At 57.8% G+C, this 12,478-nt stretch carries 11 protein-coding genes and 1 tRNA gene; 9 read left to right on the top strand and 3 right to left on the bottom strand.

Features of this window, described 5'->3' with window-relative positions; all coding sequences use genetic code 11:
• Positions 1-248 precede the first annotated feature (248 nt).
• From J3352_RS13955 to J3352_RS13930, 6 genes are all read left to right on the top strand, one after another.
• Positions 249-821: a hypothetical protein gene (locus J3352_RS13955; protein ID WP_117476630.1), complete on the top strand. Its 573-nt coding sequence runs from the start codon at positions 249-251 to the stop codon at positions 819-821.
• A 219-nt stretch (positions 822-1,040) separates the two neighbouring features.
• The gene (locus tag J3352_RS13950) at positions 1,041-2,114 is read left to right on the top strand and encodes an aldose epimerase family protein (RefSeq protein ID WP_156068788.1); all 1,074 of its coding nucleotides are present in this window, start codon (positions 1,041-1,043) and stop codon (positions 2,112-2,114) included.
• A gap of 259 nt (positions 2,115-2,373) precedes the next feature.
• Positions 2,374-3,399 (top strand): UDP-glucose 4-epimerase GalE, encoded by a 1,026-nt coding sequence (gene galE, locus J3352_RS13945; protein WP_035393228.1) that lies wholly within the window; start codon positions 2,374-2,376, stop codon positions 3,397-3,399.
• A gap of 216 nt (positions 3,400-3,615) precedes the next feature.
• Entirely contained in the window at positions 3,616-5,958 is a 2,343-nt protein-coding gene (feoB, locus tag J3352_RS13940) for a ferrous iron transport protein B (protein ID WP_117476627.1), read from the top strand.
• Positions 5,959-6,138: 180 nt separating this feature from the next.
• Positions 6,139-6,582 carry a MarR family winged helix-turn-helix transcriptional regulator gene (locus tag J3352_RS13935; RefSeq protein WP_156067565.1) on the top strand — a complete coding sequence of 148 codons (444 nt, stop codon included), beginning with the start codon at positions 6,139-6,141 and terminating at the stop codon, positions 6,580-6,582.
• 1 nt (position 6,583) lies between these two features.
• Positions 6,584-7,363, top strand: coding sequence for a sulfite exporter TauE/SafE family protein (locus J3352_RS13930; protein WP_156067563.1), 780 nt, complete (start codon positions 6,584-6,586; stop codon positions 7,361-7,363).
• A gap of 71 nt (positions 7,364-7,434) precedes the next feature.
• Here J3352_RS13930 and tig read toward each other — a convergent pair whose 3' ends face one another.
• Positions 7,435-8,730: a trigger factor gene (gene tig, locus J3352_RS13925; RefSeq protein WP_005928997.1), complete on the bottom strand. Its 1,296-nt coding sequence runs from the start codon at positions 8,728-8,730 to the stop codon at positions 7,435-7,437.
• A 155-nt stretch (positions 8,731-8,885) separates the two neighbouring features.
• On the opposite strand from tig, the gene sdaAB reads away from it, so the two are divergent.
• From sdaAB to J3352_RS13910, 3 genes are all read left to right on the top strand, one after another.
• Entirely contained in the window at positions 8,886-9,569 is a 684-nt protein-coding gene (gene sdaAB / locus J3352_RS13920) for an L-serine ammonia-lyase, iron-sulfur-dependent subunit beta (protein ID WP_005928993.1), read from the top strand.
• 2 nt (positions 9,570-9,571) lie between these two features.
• The gene (gene sdaAA / locus J3352_RS13915; RefSeq protein ID WP_035393223.1) at positions 9,572-10,447 is read left to right on the top strand and encodes an L-serine ammonia-lyase, iron-sulfur-dependent, subunit alpha; all 876 of its coding nucleotides are present in this window, start codon (positions 9,572-9,574) and stop codon (positions 10,445-10,447) included.
• A 150-nt stretch (positions 10,448-10,597) separates the two neighbouring features.
• Positions 10,598-10,674, top strand: a tRNA-Arg gene (locus tag J3352_RS13910).
• A gap of 153 nt (positions 10,675-10,827) precedes the next feature.
• Here J3352_RS13910 and xerC read toward each other — a convergent pair.
• Entirely contained in the window at positions 10,828-12,228 is a 1,401-nt protein-coding gene (gene xerC, locus J3352_RS13905) for a tyrosine recombinase XerC (RefSeq protein ID WP_156067561.1), read from the bottom strand.
• 14 nt (positions 12,229-12,242) lie between these two features.
• Positions 12,243-12,478 (bottom strand): helix-turn-helix domain-containing protein (locus tag J3352_RS13900; RefSeq protein WP_242699989.1); only part of this gene is annotated, 236 nt, incomplete at its 5' end.

The following is a 12,478-nucleotide window of genomic DNA, read 5'->3' as shown; positions in this document are numbered from 1 at the left end:
GCCAGGGCCTGATGATGGACCGTGTGGCGGGGGGGCACTATGATATCGGCGTGTTTACCCACCCTTTCCCCCCCCACAACCGCCCCCGGGGGGCTAAGACCCTTTAGGGGGACCCCCGCTGGGAGGGGGCGCCCCTTCCGCGGGGGGGTGGGGGGGGGGGGGAGATGTAAAATGAGTTCACAATACAGAAGGTGTAGGGGCATGCTTTCTGTGTGGTAAAATATCATTTTACATTGGAGGTTCTACAAATGAAAATGCTCAAGAAAATGGCCGCTCTTCTGCTGGCCGGCGTTATGGCAATGGCACTGCTCACCGCTTGCGGCGATGACAGCACGCCTTCTTTTGGTAAGCAGGTTGAGGATGCAACTTTTGCTTCTGTAAAGGCATCTACTGGTATTCAGGTAAATGATGCAGATCTGAAGAAACTCGCTGAGAGCAAGATTGATCTGATTGACACCGAGAAGGGCACTTTTGATTTTAAGAAATCCTACTCCGCTGAGGAAGCCCAAAAGTTCCAGGAAGATGTGTATTCGACTGGTAAGGGTTCTATGACGATGGCATTACCTCTGATGAAGGATGGCAAAATGCAGAACAATGGTACCTATGAAGTAATGGAAATTACTGCGGATAACATTGGAAGTCTGAATCAGGGTACGGATGCTATGCACGATTTGCTGGATAAGATGGCAAGTGTAAATGGTATGTCTATCAAAATTACGAAAATTGGTGTTGCAGCTAAGACTGTAAATGGAAAGACTTACGCTGCAATTGCAATGACCTATGAGGTTACAGTTGATACATCTGCAATGCCCAAGCAGTAATATCTAATCTGACAATACAAGCCCCGGAGCGCCTACCCCTGGCCCTCCGGGGCTTTTTTCTGCCTATGGGGCAGAACTTACAAAAAATCTCTCGAAATATTGGATAGATTCCCTTAAAAAATGCCAACACAGAAGGAGAAAATTGTGATATAATCAAAACAATAAAGGATAAAACAGAGAGTGTGCTGTCCTGAAAAAATACAAAAGGAGGCGAGCCCTATGGCACAGTTTCTCTCCAAGCCCTTTGGCATGACCCCAAACGGCGAAAAGATCAATGAATACATCATCTCGAACCCCGGCGGGCTGGCGGTCAGTGTGCTGAACTACGGCTGTATCATCAAGAATATCTGGGTGCCCACCAAGAGCGGGCTGGTGGATGTGGTGCTGGGCCACGACACCTACGCCGATTACGTCAAGGACTTTGAATCGTCCGGCAGTACCTGCTGCGGTGCGTTCGTGGGCCGGTACGCCAACCGCATCGAGAATGCCGTGTTCAACGTGGGCGGCAAGACCTATCAGCTGGAAGCCAACAACGGCAAAAACCACCTGCACGGCACCTTCCCGCGCAAGCTGTATGAGGTAAAGGCCTTTGGCGATACCCTGCTTCTGGAGGCCGAAAGCCCCGATGGAGAGGATGGTTTCCCGGGAAATCTGAAGATCTCGGTGCGGTATATCCTCACCGAGGACAACGCCCTGCGGATGGATTACCGTGTCTCCTCTGATGCCGACACCATCATCAACCTGACCAACCACACCTACTTCAATCTGGATGGCGGCGGCGATGTGCTGGGCCAGAAGCTGCGCATCTATGCGTCCCACTATCTGGAGGGCAACAACGAGACCTGCCCCACCGGCAATATCCTGCCCGTGGCAGGCACGCCGATGGATTTCCGGGCGGGCAAGCCCATTGGCCGGGACATCGACACCGGCTTTTCCCAGACCACCATGGTGGGCGGCGGCTATGACCACTGCTTTGTCATCGACAGGGGCCGCGGGGCCAGCCAGAGCCTGTGCGCCTGGGCTTCCAGCGATAAGACCGGCATCAGCATGAAGGTCTATACCACCCAGCCCGGCGTGCAGCTCTACACCGGCAATTTCCTGCAGGACTGCCCTGCCCCCGGCAAGGGCGGCGTGCCGATGCAGAAATACGGCGGCTTTGCGCTGGAGACCCAGCACTTCCCCTGCAGCCCCTCCCACCCGGAGTTCCCCTCCACCGCCCTGCGGGCCGGGAAAGTGTTCCGCGCCAACACCACCCTGCGGTTCTTCACCGGCAAACAGTGCGGGAAACTGTAAAATGCAGCCCTCTCATTCAAAGCCGTCAGGCTTTGAATGAGAGGGTTTTTTCTCTGATTTGCACAAAGTGTTCCATCACTCCATGTGCAAAACACAAAAAACGCTTGCAAATCAATGCGCGGAAAAATAAATGGAAACAAAAATCCATCCTTATAAAATTCCCGTTACTTGATTCTACGGCCAAAACGTTGTATCCTTGTGGCAGAAGGCGGGCCTGCCCCGCGCAAGCAACTTTGGTGACGAGAAGAGAGGTACTTTTATGGCAATTTTGGTTTCCGGCGGTGCCGGTTATATCGGCAGCCACACCTGTATCGAACTGCTGAACGCTGGCTTTGACATCGTGGTGGCAGATAATTATTACAACGCTTCCCCCGTGGTGCTGGATCGGGTCAAGCAGATCACCGGCAAGGACTTCCGGTTCTATCAGGCCGATATGACAAAGCACGAGGACGTGGAGAAGATCTTCACCGAGTGCCCCGATATCGATGCCGTCATCCAGTTTGCCGCCTATAAGGCTGTGGGCGAGAGCGTTTCCAAGCCCATCGAGTACTACTATAACAACCTCAACTGCACGCTGGTCATTCTGGACGTGATGCGCCGCCACAACTGCCGCAACTTCGTGTTCAGCTCCTCCGCCACCGTCTACGGCGACCCCGCCAGCGTGCCCATCACCGAGGACTTCCCCGTGGGTGCCACCACCAACCCCTACGGCACCACCAAGGCCTTTACCGAGCGCATCCTGACCGATGTCTGCAAGGCTGACCCCACCCTGAACGTGGCCCTGCTCCGTTACTTCAACCCCATCGGTGCCCACAAGTCCGGCCTGATCGGCGAGGACCCCAACGGCATCCCCAACAACCTGATGCCCTACATCGCCAAGGTGGCCGTGGGCAAGCTGGAAAAGGTGCACGTCTTTGGCAACGACTACCCCACCCCCGACGGCACCGGCGTGCGCGATTACATCCATGTGGTTGACCTGGCCCGGGGCCATGTCTGCGCCATCAAGAAGCTGCAGACCAACTGCGGCCTGTTCATCTGCAATCTGGGTACCGGCCACGGCTACAGCGTGCTGGATGTCATCCATGCCTTTGAGAAGGCCTGCGGCAAGAAGCTCCCCTATGTGATCGATCCCCGCCGTCCCGGCGATATCGCCGAGTGCTATGCCGATCCCACCAAGGCCAAGAATGAGCTGGGCTGGGTGGCTGAGTACGGCATCGAGGAGATGTGTGCCGACAGCTGGAACTGGCAGAAGAACAACCCCGACGGCTATCACACCGTGAAGTAAACAGAACTGTTCTCAAAACGCACCTTTGAACGTGAAAATTCAGGGGTGCGTTTTCTTTTGCCCGGAAATCTGCCGGAACAGGAGAAAGATTTCTACAAAAAACAGCGGGGACAGGCGAGAATTTTTGCCGCTTCCTGCCTTGACAATGCCTTTGAGTTAGCATATATTAAGACTGTTCACATACACTAACATTTTGTCGAAGGAAAGGCATCTGCCATGACATTAAAGGAACTGAAGATCGGCGAAAGTGCCGTGATCGATACAGTGGGCGGAACGGGAGAACTCCGCCAGCATTTTCTGGATATGGGGCTGATCCCCGGCGAGAAGGTCACGCTGGTGAAATTTGCGCCCATGGGGGACCCCATGGAGCTGCAGATCCACGGCTATGAGCTGACCCTGCGGCTGGACGATGCGGCACGGATCGAGATCACCCCGGCGGAAGCACCCGCAGCGGCCCCGGCACGGAAGGCCGGCCGGATGGTGGAGCACCCGGGCCTGGGCGAGGGCGGCCGCTACCACACCAAAAAGGGCGAACACCCGCTGCCGGATGGAACGGTGCTGACATTTGCGCTGGCCGGAAATCAGAACTGCGGCAAAACGACCCTGTTCAACCAGCTCACCGGCTCCAACCAGCATGTGGGCAACTTTCCGGGCGTGACGGTGGACCGCAAGAGCGGTGCCATCCGGGAACACCCCGATACCGAAGTCACCGACCTGCCCGGCATCTACTCCATGTCGCCCTATTCCAGCGAGGAGATCGTGACCCGGCAGTTCATCATTGGCGAAAAGCCCACGGGCATCATCAATATCGTGGATGCCACCAATATCGAGCGCAACCTGTACTTAACGATGCAGCTGATGGAGCTGGACACCCCCATGGTGCTGGCACTGAATATGATGGATGAGGTGCGCGGCAACGGCGGCACCATCAACATCAACGAGATGGAAGCGATGCTGGGCATCCCGGTGGTCCCCATTTCCGCCGCCAAGAACGAGGGCGTGGATGAGCTGGTGGATCACGCCATCCATGTGGCAAAGTATCAGGAGCGCCCGGGCCGGATGGACTTCTGCGGCGAGGATGACCACGGCGGTGCGGTTCACCGCTGCATCCACGGCATCATCCATCTCATCGAGGACCACGCCCGGGCGGCGGGGATCCCGGTGCGCTTTGCCGCCACAAAGCTGGTGGAGGGCGACCCCCGCATTGAGGAGGCCCTGAAGCTGGATCAGAACGAAAAAGAGATGATCGAGCATATCATCCTGCAGATGGAGCAGGAACGCGGCCTGGACCGCGCCGCCGCCATTGCAGACATGCGGTTCCACTTTATCCATCAGCTGGTGAATCAGACCGTGGTAAAGCCCCACCAGAGCAAGGAGCAGCTGCGCAGCGCAAGGATCGACCGCTTCCTCACCGGAAAGTACACGGCGATCCCGGCGTTCGTTGGCATTATGGCGCTGGTGTTCTATCTGACCTTTGGCGTGATCGGCGCAGGGCTGCAAGGCCTGCTGGAACTGGGCATTGAGAACCTGACGATCCTTGTGGACAATGCCCTGACGGCGTGGAACGTCAACGATGCAGTGCATTCGCTGGTGATCGACGGCATCTTTACCGGTGTGGGCAGTGTGCTGAGCTTCCTGCCCATCATCGTGACCCTGTTCTTCTTCCTTTCCCTGCTGGAGGATACCGGCTATATGGCCCGCGTGGCCTTTGTGATGGACAAGCTGCTGCGGCGCATCGGTCTTTCGGGCCGCAGCATCGTGCCCATGCTCATCGGCTTTGGCTGCACGGTTCCCGGCGTGATGGCAAGCCGCACGCTGCCCTCGGAGCGGGACCGAAAAATGACCATCCTGCTCACGCCCTTTATGAGCTGCTCGGCCAAGCTCCCGATCTACAGCCTGTTTGCGGTGACCTTCTTCCCGGAGTACGCCGCACTGGTCATGGTGGGCCTGTATTTCCTGGGCATCCTTGTGGGCATTGGTATGGCCTTTCTGCTCAAGGGAACGCTGTTCAAAGGCGAGGCCGTGCCCTTTGTTATGGAGCTGCCCAACTACCGCCTGCCCGGCCTGAAAAATGTGGCCCAGCTGCTCTGGGAAAAGGCCCGGGATTTCCTCGAGCGTGCCTTTACGGTCATCTTCCTGGCAACCATCATCATCTGGTTCCTGCAGAACTTTGACTTCCAGCTCAGCCTGACCGCAGACCCGCAGGAGAGCATCCTGGCCTGGATCGCCAGCGGCATCGCGCCGTTGTTCGCACCGCTGGGCTTTGGCGACTGGCGGGTATCCACGGCGCTGATCACCGGCTTTATGGCAAAGGAGAGCGTTGTTTCCACCCTTACCATCCTGTATGGCTCCTCTGCCGCACTGGGCGCGGCGCTCAGCCCGGCGGCAGCGGCTCCCCTGCTGGTGTTCTGCCTGCTCTACACCCCATGCATCGCCGCTGTGGCATCGGTCAAGCGGGAGATGGGCGGCCGCTGGGCCACTGTTATGGTCGTAAACCAGTGCGTTGTGGCATGGCTTGCCGCGCTCGTTGTGCGGTTCCTTGCCGTGGCAGTGCTGTGACCCTGTCCTGAAGCATATCAAAAGCCCGTACCGTGAAAATTTTCATGGTGCGGGCTTTTTGCGTTGGACAAAATATATGGAGCAGGAGATTTTACGCTGCCTGCCCTTGACAACAGAGATTTCTTATGCTAAAATACTTCAAAAATGAACAATTCAAAAAGAGAGAAAGAAGGGCGAGCAATGCGTGAGCTGAACCCCAGTGTGGAATTTGCCAACAAGACGGGCCTTGTGTACAGCGCCGTCTGCAAGCCGCTGTGCCAGAAGCTGCATCTGCCGCAGACAGCGTTTGATATCCTGATGTTCCTTGCCAACAACCCCAGCTACACGACCGCCAGCGATATCGTGGAGGTGCGCCACATCAAGGCGAACCTTGTCTCGGTGAATGTGGACAAGCTGGTGCAGGAGGGCTTTCTGGAGCGCCGCCCGGTGCCGGGTGACCGCCGCAAAACGGAGCTTGCCTGCACCGAAAAGGCGCAGTCCATCATCGAACAGGGCCGCAGGATGCAGGACGATTTCATCCGCCGCCTGATGGCAGGGCTGGAGGAAGAAAAACTCGAGATATTTTTTGAGGTCATCGATACGATGAACGAAAATCTGGATGCGATCCTAGAAGGAGAAGAATAAGATGAATCTGCTGTTTACCATCATCGTTACCTTTTTTGCCGGGATGGGCGCGGGCCTGGGCACCGGCTTTGCGGGCATGAGCGCCGCCGCTGTCATCAGCCCGATGCTCATCACCTTCCTGGGGATGGACCCCTATATGGCAGTCGGCATTGCCCTTTCCTCGGATGTGCTGGCCAGTGCGGTGTCTGCCTACACCTACCACAAAAACAAAAACCTGGATATCAAGAACGGCCTGATTATGATGGCCAGTGTGCTGCTGTTCACCGTGGTGGGCAGCTGGGTGGCAAGCCTGGTGCCTTCCACCACCATGGGCAGCTTCTCGGTGTTTATGACGTTCCTGCTGGGCATTAAATTCATCGTCAAGCCCGTTATGACCACCAAAGAAGCCATGCAGGGGGTCTCTGCTAAGAAGCGTGCCTTCCAGTCTATCGTCTGCGGTGTGGTCATCGGGATGATCTGCGGCTTCATTGGTGCCGGCGGCGGTATGATGATGCTGCTCATCCTGACCAGTGTGCTGGGCTACGAGCTCAAGACTGCCGTGGGCACCAGCGTGTTCATTATGACCTTCACCGCCCTGACCGGCGCGGTCTCCCACTTTACCATCGGCGGCGCACCGGACTGGACCGTGTTCATCCTCTGCGTTCTGTTCACCCTGCTGTGGGCCCGCATCGCCGCTGTCTTTGCCAATAAGGCCGATGCCAAGACCCTGAACCGTGCAACCGGCATCGTTCTGGTCGTGCTGGGTATCGTGGTCATGGGCTTCAATCTTCTGACAAAATAAACTGCAAAAGAAAAGAGCCTGTCTCCCGAAATTCCTTGGAGACAGGCTCTTTTTGTTGTACTTTTGGGAAATTACTTTTCTTCGATGGTGGAGTGTTCGATCACCCAGTCGGCGGCGCGGCGGATGGCCTCGCTGCGCTGCATGGCGGGGATGTTGGCGTTGGCCTTGACCTCTTCCAGCGTTTTCTTGGTGCGGTCGGCGCGCTCCTGCAGGTTCTTGGTGATCTCCTCATCGGTGGGCACCAGACCCTCGTTCTGGGCGACCTGCAGCAGAGCCATCCGGGCGCGGGTGTTCTTCTCGGCGGCGGCGTGAACGTTGGCCGTGAAGTTCTCGCGGGTCTGGTGGATCTGGCTCAGGTAGCGGTCCAGGCTCATGCGCTGCATCTGGAGCTGCTGCTGGATGTTCTGCATCTCCTGCTGATAGGTGCTTTCCACCAGAACGCTGGGGAGCTCGCCCTCAGCGGCAGAGGCCAGCTGGGTCAGCACCTGATCCTTTGCGCGGTTCAGGGCGCTGGCGTGCTTGCCGTCGTGCAGCTGCTTGCGCACCTGCTCCCGGAACGCTTCCATGGTGTCCACCTTGCCCACCTTCTTGGCAAAATCGCTGTTCAGGGCGGGCAGCTGGCGGACGCAGACATCGATCAGCTTGATCTTAAAGACAACGGGCTTTCCGGCCAGGTCCTTGACGTGATAGCGTACCGGGAAGGTGACGTTGATCTCGAATTCCTCGCCGCCCTTGTGGCCCAGAATGCCGTCCTCAAAACCCGGGATCATCCGGCCGCTGCCCAGCTGCAGGGGCTGGTTCTGTGCGGAACCGCCCTGGAAGGGCTTGCCGTCCAGCAGGCCCTCGTAATCGATGTGAACGATGTTGCCCTTGACGGCCGGGCCCTTGTGGGGCACCAGCTCGGCAGCAGCATTGCGGCGGCGCTCCAGCACGGCATCGATCTCTTTGTCGGTGACGGCGGGGGTCACGCACTCCACATGGAAGCCGGTGGTCTGGGTCAGGTTCAGCTCCGGCTGCAGCGGGGTGGTGGCGGTGGCTACAAAGCCCTCGTCCTTTTTGACGCTGACCAGGTCATAGCTGGGCTCATCCACCGCCTTGAAGCCGTGCTCGGCCATGGCGGCCTCGTACAGGGCAGGAACATCGCGATCCATCAGGTCGTTGATGGCATCATACCAGAATGTGTGCTCGCCGCGGTCGGCCTCGATCTGAGCACGGTCGGCCTCGCCCTTGGCAAAGCCCTTGATGGTGTAGCTGGCGCGGGTGCGCTCATACACCGCATTGGATGCGGCCTCCAGCTCCTCAGCTGTTGCGCTGAAGGTCATCTTGCAGACACTCTTTTCGGGAGTTTCCACGCTTACCAGTTTCATAGGAATCCAACCTCCGTGTTGCCCCCAAAGGAGCGATTTCAAACATTAATAAAGTTATTATAGCACAAGTGGGGCAAAAGCGGTATAATAAAAGAGAGAAAAAAGTGCGAAGCGGGCGATTTTTGCCCGGCGGAGCACGAAAGGATGTGCATCGGATGCGCTTGTTTGACGTTCTCGGGCCGGTTATGATCGGCCCCTCTTCCAGCCATACAGCGGGTGCCGCCCGGATCGGCTACACGGCCCAGAAGCTTCTGGGTGAGATCCCGGTGCAGGCGGATATCGGCCTGTACGGCAGTTTTGCCACCACCGGAAAGGGACATGGCACGGATAAAGCCCTGGTCGCCGGCCTGCTTGGCCTGCGGCCCGATGATCCCCGCCTGCCCGACAGCTTTGCCCTGGCCGCAGAGCAGGGCATGGCATTCCGGATTCATCCGGTGGAATTGCGCTCTGCGCACCCCAATACCGCTGTTCTCACCCTGACAGGCCGGGAGGGGCGGGTGCTTTCCATGAAAGCCGCTTCGGTGGGCGGCGGGCGCATCCGCGTGACCGAGATCGACGGTGTGCCTGCCGATTTCGGCGGCGACAGCAACACCCTGATCATTCACAATGAGGACACCCCCGGCTGCATCGCCGAGGTGACCACCTGCCTTGCCGTGCGCAGGATCAACGTTGCATCGATGCAGGTGTTCCGCGCAGGGACCGGCGGCTATGCCGTTATGGTGCTGGAGTGCGATTCCCACATCCCCCACCCGCTGGAACAGAAGCTGGCGACCCTGCCCGGCATCCTGAAGGTGACCTGCCTGAACATCGACGAGCCCGAAGAAGACGCGGAGGAATGACCATGTCCTTTTTATCCTGTGAAGAAATGCTGGCCGCTGCCCGCAGCCAGAACCTCTCCCTTGCCGAGGCCATCCTGCGCAGTGATCTGGCCGAGAGCCGCCTGACCGAAGAGGCCAGCCGCCATGCCATGCTCCACCTGTGGCATGTGATGGAGGCCACCAGCCGGGATTATGACCCTGCCCAGCGCAGCCGCAGCGGCCTGTCCGGCGGCGATGCCGCCAAGGTGGAACAGGCCCATCAGGCGGGCAGAAGCTATGGCGGGGATTACCTTGCTGAAGTGACCGCCGAAGCCCTCAAGACCGCTGAGTGCAACGCCTGCATGAAACGGATCGTTGCTGCCCCCACAGCGGGCAGCTGCGGTGTGCTACCGGCGGTGCTGCTTCCCCTTGCCCGTGCAGGCGAGGCCGATGAAGAAGCCATCTGTGATGCCCTCTATGTGGCCGCAGGCTTCGGGCAGGTCATCGCCGCCCGGGCCACTCTGGCCGGTGCCGAGGGTGGCTGTCAGGCTGAGGTGGGAGCCGCCAGCGCCATGGCCGCCGCCGCCCTCTGCCACCTGAAGGGCGGCACGCCGGAGCAGTGCGCCGCCGCTGCCGCTATGGCACTGGGCAACCTGCTGGGCCTGGTCTGCGACCCTGTGGCCGGTCTGGTGGAGGTGCCCTGCATCAAGCGCAATGTTGTTGGTGCCGTGAACGCCGTTTCCTGCGCCAATATGGCGCTTGCGGGGGTGGATTACGCCATCCCCTGCGATGAAGTCATCGATGCCATGGGCCGCGTGGGCAGTCTGCTCTCCCCCGATCTGCGGGAGACCGGCCAGGGCGGCCTTGCTGCAACGCCTACCGGTGTCCGCATCGCCGAGCGTTTGGCAGAGGAAGCCTGAGGTCCGCACGGAAAATATTGAAAAAACGAAAAGACGTACTTTTCTGCGTGGAAAAATAAAAAACGAAAATAAAATCAAAAAATCTGCAAAAAACTGTTGACAAACCCCGCCCTGCGTGATAAAATACATCTTGTTCCGACCGGAACGTATGCGTTGGTAGCTCAGCTGGATAGAGTGACTGACTACGAATCAGTAGGCCGGGGGTTCGAGTCCCTTCCATCGCACCAGAAAATGCCGTGAAATCGAGAGATTTCATGGCTTTTTTGTTTTTCTGGCAGAGTCTGCACACTTTTGCACATCTCCTGCACACTTTACAAAAAAGCCATGAACTCTTTGCATCGCTTGCACAGCGTGTATTTCGCTGCACAAAAAAGAGAATTTTACGCGAAGAGCACCCGCGTCAGCTCGCGGCGTTCCTCTGCGTCCATCTGCCGGATGGCTTCAAGGATCATTTTACCCGTGATTTTTGTTGCCACCGGCGTTTTGTTTTCCGGGGGTTCCTGCGGCTTTGCACCGGCCACATCCTGCGTGTAGAAGTCTGCTTCGATCTTCTCGGTCAACTCCAACCGGGGTTTGTCCTGCGTGTGGGCGTAGGTGTCCATCAGGACGGTGGCGGTTGCATGGCCGGTGTTGCCCTGCACCGACTTGAAGTCACCGCCAGATTGCAGCAACTGGTAGGTGGCACTGGAATGGCGCAGACCGTGGAACACGATCTTCTCAAACTCCGAGTGCTCTGCCCGCCACATACGGTACCACTTCGTCAGAACGTCCGGTGCAATGGGTAAGCCGTCTGGTAAGCGGAACAGCTGACCGCAGTTGCTGTACTTTTCCGGGGCGCTCTGCTCGTCCTGCTTCATCTTTTCCAGCCATGCCAGAAGCTCCTCTTTCAAGGGCTTGGTCATATACAGGATGCGGTTGGACTTTTTGGTCTTAGTCCGCTTGAGGATCAGCGAGGACTTGCTCCCCTCCCGTCTGTCCGGGAAGGTGTGGTAGATCTGGGTGGGGTCAATCTTGGACAATGCGACCTTGTCGGCACGCTGCAGGGCTTTGTTCACCGAGATGGTTCCCCGTCCGTCTGCTGCGTCAAAGTCCAGATCACTCGGCTGTAAGCCGAGAATCTCACCCTCTCGCAAGGAAAGGATCATGCTCATGTGCACAGCCAGATGCAGAGCGGGATTCTCGATGGTCTGCAGCGCCGCCAACATGGTGCGCTCATCCCAGATGGTGCGTTCTTCGGTGTTGATCTTGGGGGCTTCACGGGGAGTAGGCGATTTGTGGATCAGATCCCAGTCAACGGCATACGAAAAGGCAGTTTTCAGGAGCGTGTGGACTTCGTGAATGGACGTGCTGGATAACAGCCGCTTCTTCTGATTTTCCGTCAGCTCCTGCTTTTCACCGTGAACGTACTGGCCGCAAGGGGTCTGGCTCAGGGTGGCGTAGAACTGCTCAATGTCGTAGGTGTGGAGGTCTTGCACCTTCCGCTTTCCGATATACGGCACGATGAGGTTCTGCACCATCGCCACAGATTGGGTGTAGGTCTTGGGAGACCACTTGTGTTTGCTGGACTGAATGGGGATCCACTTGTACAGCATCTCCTCGACCGTCATGGTGTCGGGCACGAGGAAGGTGCCGTCCAGCAGTTCCTTCTCCACCGTGATCTTGCGCTCCTGCGCTTCGGCCTTGGTCTTGAAGGTTTCCCAGCCCTTGCAGGGCTTGCCAGCATGATCTTTGTAGTTGTATCGGACGGAATACGTGTTGCCACGTTTCATAATAGATGCCATAGATGTTCCCTCCCTCAGACCGCTGCAAACCAATCATCGAAGCTCTGCTTGCTTACCCGGATGCTGGTACCGAGGCGGATCACCTTGAAATCTTTCGTGGTGTTGCACAGATTGTACGCAGCACGGTTGGAGATCGCCAACAGTTGGGCAATCTCTTCCACCCGGTAAACGAGCGGGGCGTGTCGGACGGTTTTTCTGGTCTGGTCAGAAGGTTCTACGGCAGGGGTTTCGGACAATTTCATTGTAGGGG

It is taken from the genome of Faecalibacterium sp. Marseille-Q4164, from assembly GCF_017377545.1.
GTDB lineage: Bacteria > Bacillota > Clostridia > Oscillospirales > Ruminococcaceae > Faecalibacterium > Faecalibacterium duncaniae.
This window is presented reverse-complemented; position numbering and strand designations above follow the sequence as displayed.